19 protein-coding genes are annotated in these 24,876 nt (G+C 65.1%); 13 read left to right on the forward strand and 6 right to left on the reverse strand.

The genetic code is table 11. The annotated features are described in order from the left end of the window. Window positions 1-210: 210 nt before the first annotated feature. The gene (locus FJ959_RS14785; protein ID WP_140630560.1) at window positions 211-1,716 is read right to left on the reverse strand and encodes a formyl transferase; all 1,506 of its coding nucleotides are present in this window, start codon (window positions 1,714-1,716) and stop codon (window positions 211-213) included. Window positions 1,717-1,975: 259 nt separating this feature from the next. Between FJ959_RS14785 and FJ959_RS14790 the strand changes: the two genes are divergently transcribed. Then, complete coding sequence (locus tag FJ959_RS14790) at window positions 1,976-4,108, forward strand: exopolysaccharide transport family protein (protein WP_140630562.1); 2,133 nt, start codon at window positions 1,976-1,978, stop codon at window positions 4,106-4,108. A 1-nt stretch (window position 4,109) separates the two neighbouring features. Further along, complete coding sequence (locus FJ959_RS14795) at window positions 4,110-5,480, forward strand: VpsF family polysaccharide biosynthesis protein (protein WP_210239461.1); 1,371 nt, start codon at window positions 4,110-4,112, stop codon at window positions 5,478-5,480. A gap of 111 nt (window positions 5,481-5,591) precedes the next feature. Here FJ959_RS14795 and FJ959_RS14800 read toward each other — a convergent pair whose 3' ends face one another. Further along, entirely contained in the window at window positions 5,592-6,482 is an 891-nt protein-coding gene (locus tag FJ959_RS14800) for a LysR family transcriptional regulator (protein ID WP_140630565.1), read from the reverse strand. A 103-nt stretch (window positions 6,483-6,585) separates the two neighbouring features. Here FJ959_RS14800 and FJ959_RS14805 point away from each other — a divergent pair, with 103 nt between their 5' ends. Then, entirely contained in the window at window positions 6,586-7,455 is an 870-nt protein-coding gene (locus tag FJ959_RS14805) for an NmrA/HSCARG family protein (RefSeq protein WP_140499077.1), read from the forward strand. A 33-nt stretch (window positions 7,456-7,488) separates the two neighbouring features. On the opposite strand, the gene FJ959_RS14810 is transcribed toward FJ959_RS14805, so the two are convergent. Further along, window positions 7,489-8,748: a cellulase family glycosylhydrolase gene (locus FJ959_RS14810; protein WP_140516157.1), complete on the reverse strand. Its 1,260-nt coding sequence runs from the start codon at window positions 8,746-8,748 to the stop codon at window positions 7,489-7,491. Next, window positions 8,745-9,905 (reverse strand): DUF1972 domain-containing protein, encoded by a 1,161-nt coding sequence (locus FJ959_RS14815; RefSeq protein ID WP_140516155.1) that lies wholly within the window; start codon window positions 9,903-9,905, stop codon window positions 8,745-8,747. Before FJ959_RS14815 ends, FJ959_RS14810 begins: the two co-directional genes overlap by 4 nt. A gap of 293 nt (window positions 9,906-10,198) precedes the next feature. On the opposite strand from FJ959_RS14815, the gene FJ959_RS14820 reads away from it, so the two are divergent. From FJ959_RS14820 to FJ959_RS14835, 4 genes are all read left to right on the forward strand, one after another. Then, window positions 10,199-11,368 (forward strand): glycosyltransferase, encoded by a 1,170-nt coding sequence (locus FJ959_RS14820; RefSeq protein WP_140516153.1) that lies wholly within the window; start codon window positions 10,199-10,201, stop codon window positions 11,366-11,368. Continuing rightward, window positions 11,365-12,666, forward strand: a complete 1,302-nt coding sequence (locus tag FJ959_RS14825) for a hypothetical protein (protein WP_181168374.1) — start codon at window positions 11,365-11,367, stop codon at window positions 12,664-12,666. Before FJ959_RS14820 ends, FJ959_RS14825 begins: the two co-directional genes overlap by 4 nt. Before the next feature lie 480 nt (window positions 12,667-13,146). Then, complete coding sequence (locus FJ959_RS14830) at window positions 13,147-14,358, forward strand: GNAT family N-acetyltransferase (protein ID WP_140630568.1); 1,212 nt, start codon at window positions 13,147-13,149, stop codon at window positions 14,356-14,358. A gap of 22 nt (window positions 14,359-14,380) precedes the next feature. Then, window positions 14,381-15,199 (forward strand): class I SAM-dependent methyltransferase, encoded by an 819-nt coding sequence (locus tag FJ959_RS14835; protein WP_140630571.1) that lies wholly within the window; start codon window positions 14,381-14,383, stop codon window positions 15,197-15,199. A gap of 12 nt (window positions 15,200-15,211) precedes the next feature. Here FJ959_RS14835 and FJ959_RS14840 read toward each other — a convergent pair whose 3' ends face one another. Continuing rightward, window positions 15,212-16,399 (reverse strand): ATP-grasp domain-containing protein, encoded by a 1,188-nt coding sequence (locus tag FJ959_RS14840; protein ID WP_140516147.1) that lies wholly within the window; start codon window positions 16,397-16,399, stop codon window positions 15,212-15,214. A 107-nt stretch (window positions 16,400-16,506) separates the two neighbouring features. Beyond that, window positions 16,507-17,772 (reverse strand): NAD(P)/FAD-dependent oxidoreductase, encoded by a 1,266-nt coding sequence (locus FJ959_RS14845; protein ID WP_140516145.1) that lies wholly within the window; start codon window positions 17,770-17,772, stop codon window positions 16,507-16,509. A gap of 342 nt (window positions 17,773-18,114) precedes the next feature. On the opposite strand from FJ959_RS14845, the gene FJ959_RS14850 reads away from it, so the two are divergent. From FJ959_RS14850 to FJ959_RS14875, 6 genes are all read left to right on the forward strand, one after another. Then, the gene (locus FJ959_RS14850) at window positions 18,115-18,339 is read left to right on the forward strand and encodes a hypothetical protein (protein WP_140499061.1); all 225 of its coding nucleotides are present in this window, start codon (window positions 18,115-18,117) and stop codon (window positions 18,337-18,339) included. Window positions 18,340-18,459: 120 nt separating this feature from the next. Beyond that, window positions 18,460-20,946, forward strand: coding sequence for a DNA ligase D (gene ligD / locus FJ959_RS14855; protein WP_140630574.1), 2,487 nt, complete (start codon window positions 18,460-18,462; stop codon window positions 20,944-20,946). A gap of 222 nt (window positions 20,947-21,168) precedes the next feature. Beyond that, window positions 21,169-22,077, forward strand: a complete 909-nt coding sequence (locus FJ959_RS14860; protein ID WP_140499057.1) for a Ku protein — start codon at window positions 21,169-21,171, stop codon at window positions 22,075-22,077. Beyond that, a complete protein-coding gene (locus FJ959_RS14865) occupies window positions 22,074-23,195 on the forward strand; it encodes a tetratricopeptide repeat protein (RefSeq protein ID WP_140499056.1) in 1,122 nt (373 codons plus the stop codon). The genes FJ959_RS14860 and FJ959_RS14865 overlap by 4 nt, the downstream gene beginning before the upstream one ends. A gap of 222 nt (window positions 23,196-23,417) precedes the next feature. Next, window positions 23,418-24,062 (forward strand): alpha/beta family hydrolase, encoded by a 645-nt coding sequence (locus tag FJ959_RS14870; RefSeq protein ID WP_140565353.1) that lies wholly within the window; start codon window positions 23,418-23,420, stop codon window positions 24,060-24,062. Between the two features lie 7 nt (window positions 24,063-24,069). Then, window positions 24,070-24,840, forward strand: coding sequence for an exodeoxyribonuclease III (locus FJ959_RS14875; RefSeq protein WP_140630577.1), 771 nt, complete (start codon window positions 24,070-24,072; stop codon window positions 24,838-24,840). The last annotated feature ends 36 nt before the right edge of the window (window positions 24,841-24,876 follow it).

A 24,876-nucleotide genomic window follows, 5' to 3' on the forward strand; every position in this document is an offset into this window, starting at 1 on the left:
GCGGGATTGCGGCTGGGGCGAGGGGCCGTTCTTCAACAAGGGCCCAAAAAAGGGAAAGGGAATGCGCTTCTGGCGCCGCAACCAACCACCGCTCCATACGTTGATCCATGCCGGACCGATTCCGGCTTACTCCAGAGCCTCACCCCGCCGGCCATGACTGGCGGGGGCTTTTTGCCGGAGGGCCGGATCGACCTTATGCGCAGGCCGTCGTCAGCGCCTGCCGCTCCTTTGCTTCCAGCGCGGCGCGATCGCGGAACCGTCGATGAATTCAAGGCCGCCCGCCTCGTTTAGCGTGTGCAGCTTGCGCCCGCTCCATAGCGCGCCAGGCGTCAAGATGGTCTCGACAACCTGGCTCATGCCGTCCAAGTCGAGGTGAACAATGCGTGCGATGCCGAGCGCCGCGCCATAGCTCCTGCGGCAGTCCTGCACGGGGCGCAGCAATTGGCCCTCCCGTTCTACCATGCGGCCCGCCGGTCGCGCCGAGGCGATGTCGATCAGGACGGGGTTTTTGGGGTGCGGCGTCCACGGTCCGCGAAAGTCCGGCGCCGACCACAGATGCAGCGCGTCGGAAAAGGCGCCGCCGCCGTCCCTGACGGTGGCGAACAGCCACCATCGTCCGCCATGCTCGACCAGGGTGGCGTCGCTGGCGACGATGTCTGACAGCAGCGTCGCTTCCTTGACCCAGCCGCCAGGGAAGGCGGTGGCGCGGTAGAGGTCGACCGTGCGGTTGGCGCAGCTCTCCGGCACCATCCAGACTTCGCCGTCGCGCTCGAAGACGAACGGATAGGACAGGTGATAGGGCAGGTCGAGCACCGGTTCCGGGCGGCCGATCGGCCCCGACGGGCCGAACGGCACGGCGGAGATGATGGCCCGGCCCAAACGGTGGATATAGTCCTCGACGAACAGGGTCACCTTGCCCTGATGCAGGATCGGGAACGGGTCGGCGTAGAAGCGGCTGCCGTCGTCGGGAAGCACCTGCCAGCCCGTTGCCGGATGCGCCCGCAGGTCGAGCAGGTCCTGCCCCTGCGTTTGCCGCCAGCCGACCTTCCAGTGCGGGGCGTTGTAGCAGAGATGGTAGATCTTCTGGACGACGCGCCGCGCCAGCGCCTTGCCGGCCCTGACGCCAAGCTTGGCGGCGGACGGCATGGCGAGCGCGGCATTGCCGTGCGCCGGCTCCGGCAGGACGGGGAGAGCGTGCCGCGCGGCGCCGGTCATCGCCGCCAGGATCAGGCTCGCGGTGCGCGCCAGCATATCCTGGAACGAGGCAAGCGCGATGCCGCCATATTCGGTGCCCAAGCGGCCTTCGGCGAGGTACGTACCGTTTTCCTCTATACGGCCAATCGGCGTTCGCCCATCGAGGATCAGCGCCAGCAGGGCTGCTTCGCCCGCGGCGCCATCATAGGTCACGCGCCAGACGCGGGTTCCTTCGCGCTGCACGTCGCCGCAGAGGTCGATCACCAGATCGGGCGCTGCCGGCGGCCGCGCTTGATAGGGCGCCAGCGCCGAAAGCGGCAGGCTTTTCGCCAGTCCGTTCGCGGACAGGCCATGGATGGCCGTTTCCAGCTGAAACAGCGCCGCGGCGCTGGGTGGTATGCCGCCCTCGGCCGGCCTGAGATCGACGGAGACCTCGACATGCGCCAGCGCCGCCAGGCGCTCCAGCAGCGTCAGGTGAAAGGCACGCGGGCATTCGCTGTCCAGGCGCAGGCTCACCTGCATGTCGCATCCTCGTTGTGTTCGATATTGGGCCAGTGTTTGGACGCGGGAAACGGCCGGACGGATGAAGCGTTGCCCCATTCCATGTCGTCTCCCCGTTGCCCGCGCCGTTCCAACACTCGTGCCTCTTCTAGGCAAACTCCGTGCCAGAAATCACAAGAGCTCTCAATATAATTAACAGTGTTTTAACAGTTGGAAGCATAGCTAAGACAAAGCCGCAATCTTATCTTTGCAGGCGCATGGAGTGTTGTCGGAGCGACCCTTGCAATCATCCCTGCTCTCGTTGCCGCAACAATACGCTCCGGAGGCGATGCAATACGCGCCCGAAGCGGTGCCGTCGGCGCCGTCCTACCCGGCCTCGACCGTCGAGCTGGGCGACGTGAAGCGCATACTGGTGCGCCGCCGTTTCCTCATCTTTGCCATCACCGCGCTGCTGACCCTCGGCGCCCTGCTCTATGGGCTTTTGACGCCGGCGCTCTACAGCTCGGCGGCGGAAATCATCATCGATCCGCAGGACCTGCAGGTGGTCAGCAACGACGTCAATCCGAGCCAGGTGCCGCCCGACGGCGGCATAACCCGTGTGGAAAGCCAGGTCAGCGTCGTCCAATCGACGGGAGTGCTGCTCAGGGCCATCAAGGCGACCAACCTGACCGAGGATCCTGAATTCAACGGGCAGGGCATGCTGGGACGTTTACTCGGCGGATTGCTGGGTTCGGGATCGGGCGAAGCCGACAAAACGGCCAAGACGCTCGATGCGTTGCGCGCACGCCTGGCGGTGCGGCGAGCGGACAAGGTGCTGGTCATCGAGGTGATCATCACCACGAAGAATGCCGAGAAGTCGGCGATGCTGGCCAATGCGATCGCGCAGGCCTATCTGGCAGATCAGGCGAGCTCACGCGCACGGATGGCCAAGGACGCTTCGGACGCCATCGCCGCGCGGCTGGATGAGCAACGCAAGCGCGTCCAGCAGGCCGAGAATGCCGTCGAGGCCTACAGGTCCGCCAACAACATGGTGATGGCGGCGGGCAATCTGGTCAGCGACCAGGAACTGACCGAGCTGAATACGCAGCTTTCGGCGGCGCAAAGCCGCACCGCGGCGCTGAAGGCGCAGGTCGACCAGTTGCGCAGGTCGGGCGGGGCGCCGGACGCGACCTCGGAAGCGATGCGCTCCTCGGTGATTTCGAGCCTCAGGGCGCAGGAGGCGACGCTTGTCGACAAGGTATCGCAGTTCGGCACGGAACTTGGGCCACGCCATCCCTCGATGATCGCGGCGCAGCAGCAGCTGCGCGACACGCGTGCGCTGATCGGGCGAGAGCTCGGCCGCATCGGAGCGGCTGCCGAGACCGACTACGAGCGAGCGCTGGCCAACCAGCAGGCGCTGGAGGCCAAGGTCGCCGGCATGAAAACCAAGTCGCTCGATACGGACCAGGCTTCGGTCAAGCTGCGCGAGTTGCAGCGCGATCTCGAGGCCGTTCGCTCCGTCTATGCCAACTATCTGCAGCGTGTGCAGGAGACGCGCGAGCAGATCAACGTCGACAGCACCAATGCGCGGATCATCTCCAGTGCCATGCCGGCCCTGAAGAAGAGCTGGCCGCCGCTGTCGCTGCTTGTCCTGGGCGCGCTCTTCGGCGGCCTGGGGCTCGGCACCGGCCTGGCGCTGATCGCGGAATATTCCTCGCCGACAGTGCTTTCCAGCGCGCAGATGCAATCGGCCATCGACGCGCCGGTGCTTGGCGTGGTGCCGGCAAAATCGGGCAACACCCGCCGCTGGTGGCCTTTTGGCGGCGCGGCCGCCGCGGCCAGCCAGAAGACGGACGCGGTCGTCGGGCTGGCGCTGAGGCGCATGTTCTCGTCGGGCCGGCGTCCGCCGGACTGGCCGCTGGTGCCGTCCATACTGGTGACGTCGCCGCCCGAGGACGCCGCGCATCGCGGCAGGGTGGCGCGCTTGCTGGCCAATGCCGCGGCCGCCCGAGGCGGCCGTATCCTGTTCATCGATACCAATGCCGGCGGCGGCCAGAAAGATCAGCAGCCGGGCGTGCTCGACGTGCTTCGCGGTGAGTACGGTATCGAGGCGTTGAGCCAGTATACGCCCGGCAGCAATGTCGCGCTTTTGGGGAGGGGCCGGTCAAAGGCCGTCTTCCAGGAGGCGCAGGGCGTCTATTTTGCCCAGCAGATGTTGGTCCAGGCGGGCCGCCACTTCGAACTCGTCGTCATCGATGGCGGTGCGCTGGCCGACAATCTCAATGCCTCGCCGCTGGTAGCGATGGCCGACGAAATCCTGCTCGTCGCCACGCTGAACTCGACGCCGATGCGCGATGTCGCGGCGGCCTCGCAGGCCATTTCCGTCATGGGGCGGTTGCCGACCGGCGCCTTGCTGGTCGACGAGGCGGCCTGACATGGCCGCCGTCCGGCCCGCCAGCCCGGCAGCCGGCTGGGCCGCGCCGGGTCAAGCCGCCGCCGCATCCCGCGCCGGCAGTTCCGTCGACTGGGTGACCCGCTTCGGCCTGGTCGTCACGGTGGCGGTGCTGTTCGCCGTTTCCGGCGGCATGCTATGGCTGGTGGGCTACAATTACGACGGCCTGCTCGGCAGTCCGGCCACCAAGATCCATCCGTCGACCTATCTCCTGGTGCTGGTGTTTGCCTGGCGTTCATGCACGTTCGGCAATCCGGTCGGCTATATGGCTGCCGTTGCCGACCGGCGGCCGGCCAGCGCGCTGATGGCGGTCATCTCGGTCGTGCTCCTGGTGGTGGTCGTCGTCAGGCATCGCCCGGGCATGGCGGGCATGGTCGATACGTTCGTGACGGCGGCGCTGCTGGTGCTGATGCTGGCCGAGGACGACGACCGGACCTTCGCGCGGCTGCAGACGGTCGTTCACGCGGTGATGTCGGCGAATGCGGTGCTGGCGCTGTTCGAGTTCGCGACCAAGACGCTGGTGTTTCCCTACCGGCTCGACGGCGAGGTGTTCACGGACCTGCGCTCGACCGCGCTTCAGGGCCATCCGCTGGCCAATGCCACGATCACCGCGGTCTATGTGCTGGCGCTGCTCTCCGGCTCACGGTCGCTGTCGATGCCGCTGCGGCTTTCGCTGATCGGCCTGCAAACCGCGGCGCTGGTCGCCTTCGGCGGACGTTCGGCGATGGTGATCACGCTCGCGCTCGGCGGCATCTATCTGCTTTTCAGGGGCGTGGCCTATCTGCGGCATGGACGCGTCAGCCTGCTGGGCGCGGCCCTTGCGGTCCTGCTCGCCACGCTGCTGCCGGTGGCGGTCGCCCTTCTCTTTTCCTACGGCTTCTTCGACGCGCTGCTGGAGCGCTTCGTTTCCGACAGCGGCAGCGCCAATGCCCGCGTCGAAATGTTCGACCTCTTCAAGAATCTGGGGCTGGGCGACCTGATCGTGGGGCCTGATATCGATCTGATCGAAAGCATGCGCCGCATCAACGGCCTGGAACAAGGCATCGAGAACCCGATCATACGCATGGTGCTCTATCAGGGCGCCTTCTTTACCCTGCTGATGCTGTTCGGCTTCGTGCTGTTCATGCACGAGGTGGCACGCCGCTGCCATCCCGGCATCTGGCTGCCCATGCTGGGCTGGCTGATCCTGCTCAACACCTCCGAGACCCTCGCCTCCAAGACGACGCTGTTGACCAAATTCGTGGTGCTGGCGCTGGTGCTGTACCGGCCGGCGCGGGCCGTGGCGCGGCAAGAGGCGCAAGCAGTGCGCGCAATTGGAGACGACCGGCGAAGAGCGCAGCCTCTCCGCCGTTAGCGGCTGATCCCCTGTGTTTCGCAAAGACGGATCGCATGTGACATGGGGCTCAGCCATGACGCCGGGAAAGCGCTTCTTAGGACTTTCCACGCCCGAAAGCGGGCACGGTCGTCACCTGCCAATATAGGCAGCCAGTTCGTCGGGCGTCCCGTTTGGGAAGGCCTGTTTTAGAAAGTCCATGAACGCCGACACTCGCGCGCTGAGCAGCCGTCGAGAGGGGTAGAGCGTCCATAGAGCGATCTCGGGGCCGTCGATCTCCCCCCAACTTACCAGTGTGCCGTCAGCCAGGTCGTGGCTCACCAACGAAATGGGAAGACGTGCCGCACCGACGCCGGCCCGCACCGCGTCCCGGACCATGATGAGCGTCGACAAGGCGACGACCGGCTCGATCGTGATCGTTGACCGGCCGCCTTGTGTCTTCACGTGCAATGTCTGCAGATCGCCTGCCCCGCGCGCAACGCCAGGAGCGGCGAGTCCACCGGTCGGGCGAGGAAGGTCGGGGCGAGCCACCAGGACCAGGCGATCGCGCAGAAACGCCCGTCCGACCAGGCTTTCGTCGGGATCCGGATTGACCCGGATCACCAGGTCGTAGCCTTCCTCGATCATGTCCACGGCCCGGTCCTCGGTCGTGACCTCCAGCCTCACCTCCGGATATTTGAGGGCAAACCCCGCAGCGATCCTTCCCATTGCGGTCTGAGAAAAATGCAAAGGCGCGCTGATCCGTAGCTTCCCCTTCGGTCTCTGACCGCCCGAGGCAATTGCCGAAGCGGTCTCGTCGAGTTCGGCGAGCAACGCTCCCGTCCGCTCGAAGAGCGCCCGTCCTTCTTCGGTGAGCTTGAGGTTACGCGCACCCCGTTCAAACAGGCGCAGATCAAGACTGCTTTCCAGTTCGCCAACGCGCCGGGACAGGGTTGCCTTGGGCCGGCCGGTCGCCCTTGCCGCTTTGCCGAAGCCGCCATGACGGGCAACGAGATTGAAATCGGCGAGGGCAAGGAGGTCCATGTGTGTTCCACCAGTGAGACGACGTGTCTAAAATTTCCGCCTGTTGGGCTGTTAGTGAGACACACATATTGGAGCTGTCAAGCAATCCAACAGGAGAAATTTCATGACCATTCTCGTTACCGGCGCCACGGGCAACATTGGCCGCCAAGTCGTCGAACATCTCGTCAAGCGCGACGCAGATGTGCGTGCTCTCGTCCGCGATCCGTCGAAAGCCAACTTCCCGGCAGGCGTCTCCGTCGTGCAAGGCGACTTTCTCGATGTCGATTCGCTGCGGAAAGCCATGTCCGGAGTCTCTACTCTGTTCCTCTTGAACGCCGTGGTACCGGACGAATTCACCCAAGCTTTGGTCGCGCTCAACGTCGCCCGATCTGCCGGCATCGAGCGGATCGTCTATCTGTCGGTGGTCCACGCTGACGTCTATGTGAACGTACCCCATTTCGCGGGCAAGTTCGGCGTCGAGCGCATGATCGAGGAGATGGACTTCAAGGCTACGATCTTGCGCCCGGCCTACTTCATCCAGAACGATCTGATGATCGAAGACGTCATCACCGGCTACGGCACCTACCCAATGCCGATCGGCGCCAAAGGGCTCGCCATGATCGACGTGCGTGATATCGCCGAGATCGCCGCCCTCGAGCTGCTGCGCCGCGAACAGTCTGCGGAGCCGCTTGTGCTCGACCGGATCAACCTCGTCGGCCCGGAGACACTGACCGGGACGGATATCGCCGCAATCTGGTCAGAGGTGCTTGGCCGCCCGATCAACTACGGCGGCGACAATACCGAAGGCTTCGAGCAAAATCTCAAGCAACTCTTGCCCGCCTGGATGGCCTACGACATGCGCCTGATGGGCGAGCGGTTCTTGACCAACGGGATGCTGCCTGAGGCCGGCGACGTCGAGCGCCTGACCGCCTTGCTCGGACGCCCACTGCGCCCATATCGCGACTTCGCCTCGGCGATCGCTGCCTCCGCTTGACGGAAGCAAGGACAAGCAACGGGGATAGGCCGTCTAGCCCGGCATCTCCAGCCCAAGCGCCTCGATCATCGCCGGGTCCAGGGCGCGCGTGGTGTCGTCCATCATGCCCATGCCGTCGAAGAGGGCCCAGAAGGCCCAGGCAAAGCCGAACGACTCTGCGCTTTGCCTGACGTCGGCGATGTAGCGGGCGCGGTCGGGATCGGGCGCGGCGACGTAGCGGGCGTCGGTGCGCAGCGCGCCGAACTCGCCCATGATGATGCGTTCGGGCGCGATGTCATGGCTATCCGCCCAATCGCGCGCCTGGCTAAGGTATCTGTCGATGAACCAGCGGCCGGGCTGGGCGTCAAAATAGACCTTCAGCACGCGCTCGGTTTCCGCGTAGGCGGCTTTCTTGTCCGCTTCGGAGGTTTCGGCGTCCTCGGCCATGCGCGCCCGCACCGAAGCTAGCGTCGCCTCGAGCGAACCGGCCGAGGCGGGCCACGGCACGTTGTTGAGCGAACGGTAGACGGGTTCGCTCATCCACGGCGCGCCCTGGTGGCTGAACAGGTAGGGCTCATAGAAGTGGAAGGTGAACAGGATCGGTTCGAAGCGCGAGAGCGGCGCCGGATCGAGCGCGGTCAGCCCGCTCACCATGGAGCCGCAGCCACCGGTCACGACCAGCGGCAGGGTAACGGACGATGCCCTGGCTTCGGTCAGGAGCGCGAACTGGACCTGCGACCAGACGTTGGACTCGCAGGATTGCTGCGGCTCGTTGACCGGCTCCAGCGCGACCTTGCCCGATGGAAACCGCGCCAGCCGGCCGGCAAGCTCGCCGATCAGCGTCCGATAGAGATCGAAGGCGGGCGCGGCAGTGCTGGAGACCATGCGGTCCGGATTCCAATAGTGGGTCGCGCTATTGGCCTGCACGTTGACGATGATGCCGAGGTCGGCGTCGAGAGCGGCGGTGACCGCCCGATCGAGCATCGCCAGCAAACGGCCGCGCGTGCCGGCATCGCCGGCCAGGAACGGGCCAGGATCGACCGGCAGGCGGATGAAATCGAGACCCGTCGCGCGCAGCCTGCGCAGATCGGCCGCCGTCGGGACCGGCCGCTGCTGGAATGGAGGCCAGTCGTAGTCGGTACGGGGTGCGGGGAATTCGCGCGTCAGCGAAAACCAGGGGAAGGCGTTGACGCCGCGCCGGAAGCGCCATTCGCCGGTGGCGGCCAGGCTGGACGACACGGGAGAAAGCGGCGCGAACAACGCCGCCGTGGACAGCGCCGCTCCGAGAACCCGCCGGCGCGACCACGTCGTCATGCGTGCGAGGGATGGTCGACCGGGATGGCCTCGCCGGCGACGACGCCGAGCAGCCGGAAGGCTTCATTCTCGTAGGCCAGCAGCACGTCTTCCCAGCGGAAGGCTTCGCGGGCGCGCGCCCTGGCGGCCTCACCGCAACTCTCGACCAGGGCGTCGTCTTCGATGGCCCGATCGATCCGGCCGGCGCAAGTGCCGGTATCGGTGAAATAGAGGGCGGCGGCGCCCGCGGTCCACCTGTTGTAGGGATTGTCGTGGGCGATCACCATGTTGCCGGCCGCCAGCGCCTCGACCAATGACGGGTTGGTGCCGCCGACCGTGTGGCCATGCATATAGGCGCGCGCGTGGTACCGCAGCGCCTTCACGGTCGCCTGGTCATAGATGGCCCCGGGCAGAACCACCGAGCCGTTCGCGGCCTTGCGGATGGCGGCGTGATAGGGGATTTCATCTGAGAGCGTTCCAAGCACCACCAGCTTCATGTCGCGCTTTTTGCTGCAAAAGGCTTCGACGATCGGCAGGATGTTGTTGTCGGGCTCGATGCGCGCGATCGAGATCAGGTACTTTCCAGGTTCGAGCCCGAGCGCCCTGACCGGTGCCTCCGGCGCCGTCGTCACCGGATCGCCGCCATAGGGGATGGTGACGATCGCGCTGCGCGGCCGGCGTGTCGCCAGATGATCGGCGATGACAGGATGATCGGCGACGAGGCGATGCGAGGTCCAGGCGCCGATCCATTCGTTGAGCCAGAACCAGCTTCGCGCCGACAGGCCCCATTTGGGGCGGCGCCATTCGATGCCGTCCATGTTGGTCATGATCTTGCGCCGCATCAGCCTGAGCCAGGTCAGGAAAAGCGCGCCATTGTAACCCAGCACGAGGCACACGCCGGGCCGCCGCACGGCATCGCGCACGCATTGCCAGTCGAATTCCAGCGTCGCGCGCGGACCTTTCGAGGCGACCTGGATGTGGATGAGTTCGATGCCGCGCCAGGTTTCGCTGCGCACCCTGTGCTCGACTTGATCGACCTCGTCCTGGCAGTAAACGCCGACCTTCCAGCCGCGTCCGGCGAGGAAAAGCGCCAGCTTCTCGGCGAAGGTTTCAAAACCGCCGTGGGCCGCGGGTATGCCGCGCGTTCCCAGGATCAGGATGGAAGGCTTTGATGTCATGGCCGACGGGACTTTCCGGAATGTTCATTGCACCAGAACCCACCCTGCGACTTCCAGCCGGGCAAGAGTGGGAGCAACTGTCGCAGAACGTCGTAAAAAATTCTTACCAAACGCCGGAGTTGTTTCATTATCGGTCAACTTTCCGGGCGTATCTGTATCGAAACGAGGCGTTGCCGGGGTTCCTCGGCCTAACCGCCTGGGAAGCGGACCGGGCATGATCCTTGCTCCTGGACTTCGGCAGCCATCCGCCTCGCGCGATGCTGGATGGGGTATGAACCTGGCGGGATATTAAGATGCGGATTGCCTGCGTTCATCAGGGCTACGAACTCTATGGCTCCGACCGAAGCTTCGCGGAAAGCGTCGCAGCCCTGCGCGCCGCGTTTCCGTCCGCCGACATCGAAGTCGTGCTGCCGCGCAGCGGGCCGATCGTGCAGATCCTCGAACCGCATGCCAGCCGGATCGTCTTCGAGCCGCTCTGGGTGTTGCGGCGCCAAGCCATCCTGCGCCTCGCGACCGTCGAGATGGCGCGCCTGCCGCTGGCCTTATGGCGGGCATGGCGACGTTTGAGGCAATGCGATCTGGTCTATGTCAACACCTCGATCGTGGCCGACTATGCGCTGGCCGCCCGCCTGCTGCCTCACAAGGCTGTCCTGCATATCCACGAGATCCCCGAAGGTTTCATGCGCACGATCCTGGTCGCCTTGATGCGCTGGAGCCATGCCGACCTGATCTTCAATTCACGCGCCACGCGCGCCGCTTTCGGCATTGCCGGACGTTCACGCACGCATGTGGTCTATAATGGCGTTGCCGGCCCGCCTGCGGTCGAGCCGATGCACTATGACGGCAGCCGGCCGTTGCGGGTGCTGCTGCTCGGCCGCATCAACAGGATCAAGGGCCAGGAGGTGCTGCTCGAGGCGGTCGCCTCGATGCCGCCGGAATTGCGCTCGCGCATAGAAGTGCGGCTGGTGGGCGGCGCTTTCGAAAGCACCGAGCGCGAACTGGCCTTGGCCGAGCTGGTGAACACCATGGGATTGGCCGATCGCGTCAGCGTGCTGCCGTTCATATCGGACCCCTCGCAACACTACCGCTGGGCCGACATCGTCACCGTTCCGTCGCGGCGCCCGGAATCGCTGGGCCGCGTCGCCATCGAGGCGATGGCCTATGGTCGGCCGCCACTGGTATCGGCGATCGGCGGGCTGGTCGAGGTGGTCAGCGACGGGGAGACCGGCTGGCATGTTCCGCCGAACAACGCCGCCGCCCTTGCCGCGAAATTGCAGGCGATCATCCTGCGGCCCGAGGCCTGGCGCGGTTTTATTGCCGCCGGCCGTGCGCGCTACGAGACAGTCTTCAGCGAACCGGTCGCAGCGGCCGCGATCGCGGCGATCGCCGCCGACAAGCTGAAAGTGACGATGGCGAGGCCGGGCAGGCCGGCAACCGCCCGCCAGGCGGAGACCCGGCCGTGAAATTCCCGGTCCATCTGCTGCGACGCCTCGTGCTGATGGTCGGCGGCGAGGCGATGCAGAGCGGCTTTCACTTTGCCCTCAACATCGCGCTGCTGCACATACTGTCGGCGCAAGGTTACGGTCTCTTCGCCATCGGCATGGTGATGGGCGGCGTCGGCCTGTCGTACATCCGCTCGCTCACTGCCGTCCCCGCCTCGATATGGATGGGCAAGAGCACCAACAGTGCCGGCGTCGATGCCCATGACGTGGCCTTCGGAACAGCGGCTTTGGTAGTGTCGCTGCTGATGGCGGTCGGCACGGCGATCCTGATGCATCTGCTGGGCGATCCGAGCGGCATCGCCGCGGGCTGCTTCGTCGGCGCATGGTCGCTGCGCAGCCACATGCGCACGGCATTGTTCGCTCGGCGCCAGCAGGTGAGCGTCTCCATCAGCGACGCCGCTTTCACGATTACCGGCATCATCCTGACCGGACTGACCATGTGGTTGGCGAAGGACGCGCTGCAAACCGTGTTTTATGCGCTTGCGGCCGCAAATCTGCTCGGCATCGTCGTCCTGGTTCGGCTGGCGCGCCGCACACCTCGCATCAGCTTCCGCATGCCGACGCGCCGCCGCTATACAAGGCTCTGGCCGCAGCTGCGCTGGTCGGCGTTCAGCGCGACCACCACGAACATCCAGGGTCAATGCCTGGCCCTGCTGGTCGCGGGCATTGCCGGACCCGCCGCTTACGCGCCGCTGGCGGCGGTCCTCGTGCTGTTTGCCCCACTGCGCATCATCAGCCTTGCTCTCTTCAACATGACGCAGCCGGAGCTGGCGAAGCTGATGCGCAATAACGAAACAAGCCGTGTCTGGGCGCAAGCGAAGATCTGGTCGCTGGTCATGGGGATCGGTGGCCTCGTCTATGGATGTGCCATCCTATTCGTCCTGCCGATGATAAAATCCCAGGCCCTCCAGGATGCCTCGGTCGGATTCATCGGACTTTTCGTGATCGCGAATTTCATCCCGGTCATGCTTTATGTCATGCCTCGCATCATCCTTGAGATCCTCGGCGATTTCCGGACCGTCGCGTTCATCACGACCGGTGGCGCAATAATCGGGCTGACGCTGATCGCAATCCTGCTGGCAATCGCGCCTCCGCCGTGGTCGCTGTTGGGTTCCGCGGTCTCCGAAATCTTCGTCCTTGCCGCATCATGGTATTTCGCGCGTCACCGCATATGGAACATCGAGCACCCGGACCAGCGGCGCGACAGCTGGTTGGGCGGGTGGCGGCGGTCGGTCCCGTTCGCCCCGGTAAAACGGTAGCAGAGACCGGTGGCAGGCGAGGCAGTGAGGGTGTAACGGACGCACGCGGCGGGAAGGCCCCGTTTGTCGTCGGCGTCGTCTCACGAATGGCCCCGACGTGGCACGACCGATCGGTGCAATTTCTGAGTGTCCATCAACGCACCGTTCATGCTTTGATGCTAGCGATCGACCTGAGCGCAAGTGCCCAACGTCTCACCGGGCCTCATGGCAGGTCGACGAGCTGGGCACGCGGGCAAAGGTTCGACTAGTTCGGCCATCGGCCGGTAGGCGAAAGCAACGAACATAATGGCGCCAAAGGTCTGGTCCTGACCGAACTTTGCCGTGGTTTAGGATGCGTGGGTATCGCAAGCGCTGCCATTGGTCCGCAACCATGGCTTTCGTGCGCTCCAACGCACGGCTGCCCGGGGCGGTCCTGAGTTGGCGGGGTTTACACTGCTTGCGTGGACGATGTTTATGGCCGGCCGGGAGGACAGGAGAAGCATGTGGCAAGCCACGGGAACGGCTCCCAAGACGGATCTATCCGACGGGTTATTGTCCCCGACTGCCGCCAGCGCCGGTACAGCCGCGCGCTTCAAAGCCCGGCTGCACACCAGCCTCGACACTGTAAAGCCGCTCTGGCTGCGATTTCAGGCCGATGGCGTGTGCACCGCGCATCAGCATTATGCGTGGGTCGAGGGGATCGCCAAACGGCTGATGCCCAAAGGCGCGGAACTGCTTGTCGTCGAGGTGAACGACGCCGCCACGGGCGCGCCGGTCATGCTTTTGCCGCTGATGCGGCGCCGGGCGCTGGGCCACTCCGTGATCGAATGGTTGAGCTGCGGCGTCTGCGATTATTCGGCACCGCTGCTGGCGGATGACAGGGCATGGACCAGGCAAGGCGCCGACGCCGCATGGGCGGCAGTCCGCGCCGTGCTGCCACCGGCGGATCGCATCCATATCTTGGGAATCCCGCAACAGATCCAACGAGTCGCCAATCCTCTGGCGCTGCTTTCGGCGGCGCACGATTCTCTCCAGATCACCTCCGGCCTTGTCCTGCACGGCGAACCGGAAACGCTCATCAAGCGCATCTGCAGGCCCTCCTTCGCCAAGAGCTTTCACAAGCATTGCCGCCGCCTCGAAAAGCTCGGTGGCCTGAGCCTGGTCGAGGCCGACACGCCGGCGCTTACGGAAACGCTCTTTGACACGCTCCTTGAACTGCGACTGAAGCGGTTTCGCGAGCTCGGCCGTTTCGACCTCTTGACGCAGGAACCCGTCGTCGACTTCTACCGAGTTGCCGCGCTGCATGGCCTTTCCGACGGCTCGGTGCGCATCTTCGGATTGCGCGGAGGGGAAGCCTGGCTCGCCGTCATCTATGTACTGGTCAGGAAAGGCACGCTCCATACCCTGTTGCTCGGGATCGACCAGAATGCCGTCGCCCCGCCGGGACTGACGACATTTGGCAAGCTGATGATGTGGGGGCGCGGGCACGGGTTCGACTATTTCGACCTTTCGGTCGGCAGCCAGGGCTATAAGGAGCATATCGGCGCCGCCAGTTCGGTGCTGGCCGAACTGTGCCAGTCGATGACGCTGCGGGGATGGGGCGCCACCGCCTATATTTCGCTGCGCTGCCGGATCGAGCTTTTCATTCGCTCCAAACCGCGGCTGCTCAAGGCGGGCCAAGGCCTGGTGCGCGGCCTGCGCCGCTTGCGCTGACAGGCAACCGAGCCGATCCGCAATGAACCGTAAAACGTACAGCATCGATTTGCAGGACCGGTCGAGAGGACGCATTGCAAGGGCGCTGCGGTTCGTCCGGCAGCAAGGACTCCTCGAACCGTTCCGGCTCGTGCGGCGGCATGGCCTCGGTGACAGCGGCCGCTTCGTCGCACGCAACATCCGCCATCTCGTTGCCGACCGGCTGGCGCGCCGGTGGGATCGCGACAATGGCGTCGATACGGCGGGTTCGATCCGGCTCGACGCGCTCGATGTCGTCGGACCGCACCGGGACCAGGGCAATGAATGCGTCTGCACGTCGCCCAGATCCTTCGCCTTCATCATGGACAGGCTGACGGACGATCTCGCAGACTACACCTTCATCGACATCGGTTCGGGCAAGTCGCGCACGCTCCTGCTGGCCTCGCACTATCCATTCGCCGCGATTGTCGGTGTGGAGTTCGCGCGGGAGCTCGTCGCAATCGCCCGGCGCAACATCGAGCGATATAAGAGCCCGGCCCAGAAATGCCGCCAGATTGCGGTCATCGAAGCGGATGCCGCGACGTATGAGTTCCCGCCGACGCCGCTGCTGGTCTATTTCTACAATCCCTTTTCCAGGGACGTGTTCGAAATCGTGCTGGGCAATCTCATGTCGTCGCTGGAACGGCACCCGCGGCCCTGCCTCGTCGTTTACGGCAGTTCGAGCCACAGGGCCATCGAATGGGCGAAGCCCGCCATCCACGATGCTGGGTCTTTCCAGCAACGCGTGACGCCGCCCATGCCGCGTTTCCTCGACGCGGTGCGGACCATCGATTACGCGATCTTCGACTACCGGCCGTCATAAAGAGCGATTTTGTCAGCGCCGGCGGCCGGCCGGGTTCAGCAGCCGTCTCGTCAGCACCCGCCATGCCGTCAGCGGCAGCTCGATCAGCCCCGGCAGCAGATCGTTTGAGGCGAACGCCGCCCAGGATCGAACCGTCGCGAAGGAGTTGACATAGGCCGCGATGCCAAGCCTGCCGCCCAGCATCAGCGTCACGGATGAAACAGCGTCGCGGGCCAGATACATCCATGCCGTTCCCGGGCGAGCGGTAGCGGCTGCGGTGGCCCGGCCGTTCACTGTCTCCCACAGCATCGCCCCCAGGTCGACGCCGGCAGGCGCGCAAAGTCCGAACCACGACCAGGGGCGCGGATTGACGTCGAGAAGCCTGAGCGTGCCGTCGCGACAATCGTGCTTGAATTCGACCTCGACCAGGCCGCTATGGCCGATCGACGACAGCAATGTGCGCGCGGCAGCGACGGCGCGGGGCTCGTCGACGATCTCGACGAAGGTGCTGGTATAGCCGAAGTCGACCGGATACTGCCGCGAGCGGCGCGCGGTGAACTCCGCGATCGGCTTGCCCTCGTTCCAGAGCGCGGCGTAAGAGAATTGGCTTTCTCCCCCGCCCGGCACGCGCTCCTGCACGACGACGTTTTGGCCGCCGATCTGTTCGGCCGCGTCGCGATAGGCGGCAAGAAATGAGGCCCTGTCGTCGGCCTGGACGACCTTGGCCCTGGCGATGCGGGTGTTGCCGCCGCCCATGTGAGGCTTGAGAACGACCGGAAAAACCATGTCCAGGGATGAGGCCTGCGCCATGGACGCGATGTCATAGGTCCTTGGAATGGACAGCCGCAACTCGGTTGCCCGCCTGTAGAGGAACGGCTTGTCGCAGACCCACTGCAACGCATCCCAGGAAGGCAGCAAGATCTTATAGATCGCCGACAGGGCGGCGAGGTTTTCCGAGACCAGGCGAACCTCTGGATCGGCGGCCGGGATCAGGAGGCATCCCTCCAGCCGGTGTTTAGGCGCCGCTTCCAGCAGAAACGGCAGTGCCCGCTCATCGTTTGGGCCGGGCCAGCGGATGGTGGCTCCGACAAATCGCGACCAGCCCGGCAGCGGCGAATCATTGGTGATGTAGGTGAGGGGCACTTTTTGCGCGCCGAGGCTGCGCGCCAGGGCAAGCGTGCCGTGCGCGCCCCCAAGAAACACTGCGCCTGACGTCGCCAAGCCTACATCCTCACATGCTGTCCGGCACGGCCGGTTGCCCAGCTCTTCCGCTTTGACAGGCGAGAGCCCCGCCTGATCGCGCTGATACATGGCGGGGCCCGCGATGCTCAACGCGGCTTCGGGCCGGCGGGAACCGAGGCTTCGCCCAGTCTCACGGTGGAGCGCCGTGCGTTCTGCCCCTTGCTTCTGGCAGTGCGTATGAAACGGGTGACGGCCTGCGCCGCATACGGGGTGGCGGCGGTGAAACGCATCAACGGGCCAAAACTCGCGACCGCGCTGGCGCCGACAAAATGCAGGCCGGGAATGTTCGATTCCAGTCCCGTGGAAAGGACAGGCGATCCGTCGCGGCAGGCGATCGCATCGAGGAAATCGGGGGCGAAGAGCCCGAGCTTGCCGATGTCTATGCGATAGCCGGTCGCGAGCAGGACGTGATCGTAAGCGGTCGAGCCGTTCTCGAACCGCAAGTCTAGTCCGGAGTTGCTGGCGGAGGCGCCGACGATCACGCGGCCGGCCTTGACCTCGATGCCGCCGAAGTCCGGCCGCAGCCAGCCTGACGCGCCGGCCCTGAGGCCACGCGCATTGACCCAGCGTCGCGCCGCCGCCGGCAAACCATGCACGAGACCCGGCGCCTCGATCAGCCAGGACAGCGGGAACGGGCCGACGCGCGAGGGCGACGCCAGGAGTTCCTCGGCGGCGCCGAGCACATTGCGGCCCCGGCTGCTGGACGGCGCGCCCAGCCAATGGATGTCGCCCCGGCAGACGAGTTCGACGTCGGCTCCCGCCTTTCTCAGCAGGACGGCGGATTCGCAGGCGCTCTGTCCGCGTCCGACAACGGCGACATGCTTGCCGGCAAAGGCTTCGAATCCAATGTGCGCGCTGGTGTGGCTGACCAGTTCGGAGGGCAGGCCGGTGAAGGCGGCGGGCACCAGTTCCTGGTTCTTCAGGCCCATGGCGACGACGACGCGGCCGGCGCGAACCGCATCGCCGTCGGCAAGGATCAGCCGGAATCCCGCATTGGTCCGTTCGACACGGCTCACCATGCGCGTGTCGAGATCCGGAACCGCCTGAGCCTGAACCCACATTCCATAGTCGACGAAATCTTGCCGCAGCAATGGCTCGCGCAATTGGACGCGCTGGCCGCTGGCGTAGGAATCGAGGGAGAGCGGGCCGTTCGGGTTGCCGATAAAGGTTGCGCGCCAGGGCGAGCGAAGCCGCATGCCCCGAGGCATGTTCTCGCGCCAAAAGCCCATCGGGCTGCCAAAGGCAAGCACGTCTACATCAGCTGCCCTGAGCGCCGTGGCGACGCCAAGTCCGAAAGGTCCGGCGCCGACAACAGCCACTTCACAGTCATTGCTTCGCACGGAAGCGGTCATGAACCTTGTTCTCCTGGATGGCCGCGCCATCCCCGCGCCGCTCTGACGCATTGGCGCCGCGGCCGGAGCCCGCCCTATTCCTAGGCGCGCCGAGGTTAACAATGCGGAAAGCAGAAGCGCCGAGCCGCCTCGGCGCATATGCCAAACAAGATGTCATATTGTTCCAGCCCACAGGTTCGCGGACATAATCGAGCCGATGCCGTCGGCTATGCTTGCGTCTTGCAGGGAAGCCGCCGCGGCGAGGAAATTGACACCCGCGCCGCTCTCCGCCATCCTTGGGGCCAGTCGCCGGACCGCGAAGAGCGGTCGAGTTCCGTGTCAGGGCGACCGAGGGCGAAGCGCATGTCCAGTGCCGTGAACAGCCAGAACTCCAAGCGTGCCGCGGTGCGCAAGGCGCTCGACCGCCACAAGGTCTACATCACCGCGCAGAGTTTTTCAGGCGGCACCTATAGGGCGCGCGTGCTGGTCGATGGCGAGGCCTACTGGGTCGACGAATTCCGCTTGAGCCAGCTGCGGCAGGGCCTGTCGCCCGCTGAGCTCGAACTGACGCCGGCGGCCGACGATTGAGCGTGGTGACTGGTTGGCAGCGACGTTTCGGCTAGTCACCCTGATACATGCCGCATCGGACCGTTCGAGCAGGCATGGCGCTCTGTTGTTGCAATTGGCTGGCTTGCGACGGTCGATGCCATGACGACGCCCTCCAAGCTCAAACCTTACCGCGCCAAGCGCGAATTCTCGAAGACGCCGGAACCGGCGGGTGGGTTGATCGCCGAGGAGGGCAACCGCTTCGTCGTCCACAAGCACCATGCCACGGCGGATCACTACGACCTGCGCCTTGAGGTCGGCGGCGTGCTGAAGAGCTGGGCGGTGTCGCGCGGACCTTCGCTCAATCCGGCCGACAAAAGGCTGGCGGTCGAGACCGAGGACCATCCGCTCGAATATATCGACTTCGAGGGCGTCATTCCCGAAGGCGAGTATGGCGGCGGGCCGATGATCGTCTGGGACACGGGCAGCTGGGCGCCGATGGAGGATGTCGAGAAGAGCTTGCGCACCGGCGCCTTCAAGTTCCGGCTGGCCGGGAAAAAGCTCAATGGCGGCTGGATGTTGACCAGGCTGAAGCCGAAGCCCGGCGAAGAGGAGGGCAAGAAGAATTGGCTTCTGTTCAAGGAGCGCGATCTCGCTTCCAATCCCACGCTCGACATCCTCGAAGAGCGGCCGGAGAGCGTGAAATCCGGCCGCCGTATCGAGGAGCTGGTGGCGCCGCCGCCGGCCAAGGCTGCGCCAAGGCCCGGCACGCTGAAGCCCGGCGCCTTGCCCGGCGCGGTCAAGGCCTCTCCCGCCGCCCGCATAGAGCCGCAGCTGGCGACACAGGTGCCGAAACCGCCGGGCGGTGACGATCCTGGCGACCGCACCGGCGAGTCCTGGCTGCATGAGATCAAGTTCGACGGCTACCGCACCATGGCGCATCTGACAGGTGGCGAGGTCAGGCTGATCACCCGCGGCGGCATCGACTGGACCAAGCGTTATGGCGATCTGCCGCATGCCTTCGCCAAGCTGCCGTGCCGGGAGGCCATCATCGACGGCGAGATCGTCGTGCTCGACGGCAAGGGCATTTCCCGCTTCGCGCTTCTGCAGGACGCGCTGGCGGAGGGCGCCGGCAGCAAGCTGCATTTCTACGCCTTCGATCTCCTGCATCTCGACGGCTGGGATTTGCGCAAGGCGCCGCTGGAAAGGCGCAAGGCGCTGCTGGCCGAACTGCTCGCCGGCCTGCGCGCCAACTCCGCGATCCAGTACAGCGATCACGTGGGCGGCGACGGGCAGGGGCTTTACGACCAGGCCTCGGAGCTTGGCCTGGAAGGCGTCGTCTCCAAGCGCGCAACCGCGACCTACCAGAGCGGCCGCACGAAGAGCTGGACCAAGACGAAGGCGCTGCAAACCGGCGATTTTGTCATCGCCGGCTACACCGTTTCGGATGCAGCCGAGGGGCTGGCGGCGCTTGGCCTTGCCGAATTCGAGGACGGCGAGCTTCACTATCGCGGCAAGGTCGGCACCGGCTTCGACGCCGAGACCGCGGCCGATCTTCTGGCCCGGCTGGAGCCGCTCACATCAGGCGCCATGGCGCCCGAAGGCGCGCCGCGCGAAATCATGCGCGAGATGCATTGGGTGAAGCCGCTGTTTTCAGCCCATATCCATTACGCCAACCGCACGGCGGACAATGCTCTGCGCCATGCGGTGTTTCGCGGCCTCAGGGATGTCGGCCTCTCGACGCCGGTTTCGGCCAAGCGCAAGCGGCTGATCGCGGAGGCTGACCTCGCCACGATCTGGGTAACCAACCCGACCAGGCGCCTGTTCGGCAAGACCGGGCCGACCAAGCTCGACATCGCCGTCTACTACGCGCTGGTCGGGGATTTCATGCTGCCGCATATTCTAGGGCGTCCAGTGTCGCTGGTGCGCTGCCCGACCGGCCTGCCGAAGGACTGCTTCTTCCAGCGCCATGCCTTCACCGGCATGCCGCCTTCGGTTGCCACCTTCGAGGCGACCAATTCCGAGGGTGAGACCAAATCCTACCTCTCGGTCGAGGGCGCAAAGGGCTATCTGGCGCTGGCGCAGTTCGGCGTGGTCGAGTTCCACACCTGGGGTACGCATCGCACCAGCCTCGACAGGCCCGACCAGATCGTCTTCGATCTCGATCCGGGCGAAGGGATCTCCTGGCGCGAAGTGGTGGAGGCCGCCGTGCACATCAAGGGCGAACTGGAGGAGCTGGGGCTGGTGCCCTTTGCCAAAACCTCGGGCGGCAAGGGCATCCATATCACCGTTCCGGTGACGGCCAGGCAAAACTGGAAGACGCTGCACCAGGCGACCAGCGCTATTTCCGCGCATCTGGCGGCAAGCGCGCCGGACACCTTCACCACCACAATGGGCAAGGACAACCGCAAGAAGCGCATCTTCATCGACTATCACCGCAACGCGCGCGGCCACACCTCCGCCGCACCCTATTCGCTGCGCGCCCGCACCAACCTGCCGGCCTCGACACCGGTGAGCTGGGCGGATCTGGAGACGATCGACGCGCCGCAGGACCTGAACTATGCGTCGCTGCCGGGACTCTTGGAAACGTCGGGCGATCCGTGGGCTGAGATCGACGAGTTTGCTCGGGATTTGCCTACGTTCAAATAGATTGGTTTCCTCCCCGCTTCGCGGGGGCGAAGAACCCCAAGTCCATCGACGCTTTTGACAATTTGAATTATTCTCTACTCGCGGCCCTTCCGGCGTCCTAAAACATTTCGTCAGGATTTGCCGGTAAGGTGCGGGGTCGGTGTAGGATTTACGCAGCCTTGTTCGTCCTTCGGACGAAAGCGCTGCGAAAAGTTGCAGTGCATGGCCGCGTAGGAGTTCATCATGGCGCCCAGGGCAAGTTGGAAAGGTTACCTCAAGCTCAGTCTGGTGAGCTGTCCGGTGCGGCTATACCCCGCCACCAGCGCCAGCGAGCGCATCTCGTTCAACCAGTTGCACAAGAAGACCCACAACCGCATCAACATGAAGCCGGTCGATCCGGAGCTCGGATTGGTCGAGCGTTCGGACCTGGTCAAGGGCTACGAGTACGAGGACAAGCAGTACATCATCATCGACGATAGCGACCTCGACGCGGTGCGCATCGAATCCAACCACACGATGAACATCGAGGCCTTCGTCGACGAGGACGAGGTCGACGTCATCTACCAGGATGCGCCCTATTACATGGCGCCGGACGGCGCGATGGCGGAGGAGACTTTCGCCGTGCTGCGCGAAGCCATGCGCAAATCCGGCAAGCTGGCGATCGCCCGGCTGGTCCTGTCCAGCCGCGAGCGCGTGGTGACGATCGGCGCGCGCGAAAACGGCATGTTCGTGTGTACGTTGAGGAACCCGAACGAAGTGCGCGGCACGGCTGAATATTTCGGCAACATCCCTGCGGGCAACCCGGATCCTGAAATGCTGCAACTGGCCGAAGCGCTGATCAAGCAGAAGGAAACCACCTTCGATCCGAAGAACTACGAGGACCGCTACGAGATCGCGCTGATGGCCATGATCCGCGAGAAGCTGAAGGGCCACAAGCCTATCATCGCGGCGGCACCCGAGCGCGGCAACGTCATCAATTTGATGGATGCGCTGAAGGCGAGCCTGTCGCAGTCGCAGTCGAAGCCGCCGGCCAAGTCGAAGAGCAAGGCCGACGAGAAGCCCGCCGCCAAGGCCAAGGCGGCCGCGGGCGGCGCTGCTGAAAATCCGCTGAAAGCCAACCTGCTGAAGGCGGTCGGCAAGAGCAAGAAGTGACGGCACCAGCCGGCGCCATATTCGGCACGATCGGCGCGCTGGCGGCGTTTCCGCTCAGGCTGGCGGCGCGCGAGGTCGCGCGCCAGCATGGCGAACTCAGGCGCGGTGTCATCCGGCGCACCACGCATGTCGTGTTCGGTCGCGGTCTGCTGCTCAAGGCCGGGCTGGTCAAAGCCGGGCTCACGAAGACCGGCGATGTCGAGGTCGAACGCCGCGTCGCCGCCGAGCGCGGCGCCGGGCGCACATTGCTCAGCGAGAACGGTTTTCTGCGCCTGCTCGGACTGATGAAGGCGCCTGAGGCCTCCTCGCTGTCGCGGCAATCGCTGATCGATCAGTCGCAGCTATCCGGCGCTGACCTCGATCTCTTGTCGCTGTTCGATGCCTTCGAACATGACTCGGAACCCTATTCCTTCCGCGACCTGATCCTGGCGCGCAAATATGCCGGGCTGGTCGCCGGCGGCGCGACATGGGGCGCGATCGCGCGCTCGGTGCATCGTTCCGGCCCGGTGGCTTCGCTCACCGCCAAGTCGCTCGCGGTCGGCTCGGCATCCGGGCGGCCCGATGCGATCTATCTGGATGGCGGCGAGAGCGAGCTCGACGGGCAATTGCTGTTCGATCTCGGCGCCTCCGACGACGATCCGCTGGAAGAGCTGTTCGCCGAGGCCGAAGCGGCGGAGGAGGGCGGCGACCATGATGGTGCCGCCGCGCTCTACCAGCGCTGCCTTGCCATCGATCCAGGCGACGCGATCGCCGCCTTCAACCGCGCCAACTGCCTGCGCGCCGGCGGCCACCCGGCGGAAGCGGCCCATGACTATGCGCGCGCGATCAAGCTCGATCCGGCTTTCGTCGAGGCCTGGTTCAATCTCGCCGGGCTGATGAGCGAGGAGGGCAAGACGGCGTCGGCGCGAAGGCACTTGTGGAAGGCGATCGCGCTCGACGGCAATTACGCCGATCCGGTTTTCAATCTCGCCCGGCTCGAATTCGACGCCGGCAATTTGCTGGAAGCGCGGCGGCTGTGGGCGCGGTATCTGGAGCTCGACGCGGAGTCGGAGTGGGCTGGAGTTGCGGCCAAGGGCGTGCAGTTCGTGGACATGCAGCTGGCGAAATCGGCGGGGTAAAGCTCTTTCCTTCTCCCGTTTTGGGAGAAGGTGGATCGGCGCGCAGCGCCGAGACGGTTGAGGGGTGCGTGTCGGAATGAGGCGTTTGCGTTTCCTGGAACACCCGTGATCCGGCCGAGCTTCGCGAGACCACCCCCGGGGCGAGCCAACGGTCTCGCCCGCCCTTCGGGTCCCACAAGGGGAGAAGGGGTCACCAACGCCGAGCCACGGGAGCCCTATTCCATGACCACCTTCCTCTTCGACGGCGACGACACAGCTCCCGTCACCATCCTGCTCGCGCATGGCGCCGGCGCGTCGATGGATTCTCCTTCGATGACCGCCACCGCCAAGGCGCTGGCGGCAGTAGGCTTTCAGGTCGCGCGGTTCGAGTTCCACTATATGGCGTCCCGCCGCTATGGCCACCGCAAGCCGCCGCCGCGCGCCGAGACAGTGAACCCGGAATACATCAAGGCGATCGCCGACCTCAGGGCGAGGGGCGTGACCGGGACGTTGATCATCGGCGGCAAATCGATGGGCGGTCGCGTCGCCTCGATGGTGGCGGACGAGATGTTTGCCAGGGGCGAAATCTCGGGCCTGCTTTGCCTCGGCTATCCCTTCCACCCGCCCGGCAAGCCCGAGCAGTTGCGGACCAAGCATCTGGCCGGGTTGACGATACCGACGCTGATCTTCCAGGGCACGCGCGACGAGTTCGGCACGCCCGACGAGGTTGCCGGCTATGGGCTCTCCGACAGCATCGAGATCGTATGGTTGGAGGATGGCGATCACGATCTGAAGCCGCGCAAGAGCATCTCGGGGTTTTCGACCGCCGATCATCTGAAGACGCTGGCCGAAACGGTGAAGGCTTGGACGGGCAAGCTCGTCTCTTGACCCGCCGATGAAAATCGCCTCCTTCAACATCAATAACGTCAACAGCCGACTGAAGAATCTGCTGACCTGGCTGGCGGCGGCAAGACCCGATGTCGTCTGCCTGCAGGAGTTGAAGGCGCGCGATATGCAGTTTCCGCGCACTGCCCTGGCCGATGCCGGCTACGGCGCGGTGTGGAAGGGGGAGCCGACCTGGAACGGCGTCGCCATACTGGCGCGGGGCGCCGAGCCGGTGCTGACGCGCGATGTGCTGCCCGGCGACGATACCGACAGGCAGAGCCGCTACATCGAGGCGGCGGTGAACGGAATCGTCATCGGCTGCCTGTACGCGCCGAACGGCAACCCGCAGCCGGGGCCGAAATTTCAGTACAAGCTCGCCTGGCATGACAGGTTCGCCGCGCATGCGGCACAACTGCTCGACACCGGCCTGCCGGTGGTGCTGGCGGGCGACTACAACATCGTGCCCGAGCCGCGCGATATCTATGCCACACGCTCCTATGACGATAACGCGCTGGTACAGCCGGAAAGCCGGGCAGCCTTTGCCGCGCTCATCGAGCAAGGCTGGACGGACGCACTGCGCAAGGTCTACCCCAAAGAGACGCTCTATACCTTCTGGGATTACCGGCGGAACCGCTGGCCGCGCGATGCGGGCTTGCGGCTCGACCATATCCTCCTGTCGAAGAAGCTCGCCCGCAAACTCAAGGCTGCCGGCATCGACCGCGACGTGCGCGGTGAGGACGGCGCCAGCGACCACGCGCCGGTGTGGGTGGAGTTGCGGTGAGGGGCGGCGTTTGGCGAAGCAGAATGCCCGCTCTCT

This window comes from Mesorhizobium sp. B2-2-4 (assembly GCF_006442375.1).
Lineage (GTDB): Bacteria > Pseudomonadota > Alphaproteobacteria > Rhizobiales > Rhizobiaceae > Mesorhizobium.

Coding starts and splice junctions, on each gene's coding strand:
- FJ959_RS14785 (WP_140630560.1), bottom strand. CDS start 1,716: ATGCAGGTGAGCCTGCGCCTGGACAGCGAATGCCCGCGTGCCTTTCAC.
- FJ959_RS14795 (WP_210239461.1), top strand. CDS start 4,110: ATGGCCGCCGTCCGGCCCGCCAGCCCGGCAGCCGGCTGGGCCGCGCCG.
- FJ959_RS14800 (WP_140630565.1), bottom strand. CDS start 6,482: ATGGACCTCCTTGCCCTCGCCGATTTCAATCTCGTTGCCCGTCATGGC.
- FJ959_RS14805 (WP_140499077.1), top strand. CDS start 6,586: ATGACCATTCTCGTTACCGGCGCCACGGGCAACATTGGCCGCCAAGTC.
- FJ959_RS14810 (WP_140516157.1), bottom strand. CDS start 8,748: ATGACGACGTGGTCGCGCCGGCGGGTTCTCGGAGCGGCGCTGTCCACG.
- FJ959_RS14815 (WP_140516155.1), bottom strand. CDS start 9,905: ATGACATCAAAGCCTTCCATCCTGATCCTGGGAACGCGCGGCATACCC.
- FJ959_RS14820 (WP_140516153.1), top strand. CDS start 10,199: ATGCGGATTGCCTGCGTTCATCAGGGCTACGAACTCTATGGCTCCGAC.
- FJ959_RS14830 (WP_140630568.1), top strand. CDS start 13,147: ATGTGGCAAGCCACGGGAACGGCTCCCAAGACGGATCTATCCGACGGG.
- FJ959_RS14835 (WP_140630571.1), top strand. CDS start 14,381: ATGAACCGTAAAACGTACAGCATCGATTTGCAGGACCGGTCGAGAGGA.
- FJ959_RS14845 (WP_140516145.1), bottom strand. CDS start 17,772: ATGACCGCTTCCGTGCGAAGCAATGACTGTGAAGTGGCTGTTGTCGGC.
- FJ959_RS14850 (WP_140499061.1), top strand. CDS start 18,115: ATGTCCAGTGCCGTGAACAGCCAGAACTCCAAGCGTGCCGCGGTGCGC.
- ligD (WP_140630574.1), top strand. CDS start 18,460: ATGACGACGCCCTCCAAGCTCAAACCTTACCGCGCCAAGCGCGAATTC.
- FJ959_RS14860 (WP_140499057.1), top strand. CDS start 21,169: ATGGCGCCCAGGGCAAGTTGGAAAGGTTACCTCAAGCTCAGTCTGGTG.
- FJ959_RS14870 (WP_140565353.1), top strand. CDS start 23,418: ATGACCACCTTCCTCTTCGACGGCGACGACACAGCTCCCGTCACCATC.
- FJ959_RS14875 (WP_140630577.1), top strand. CDS start 24,070: ATGAAAATCGCCTCCTTCAACATCAATAACGTCAACAGCCGACTGAAG.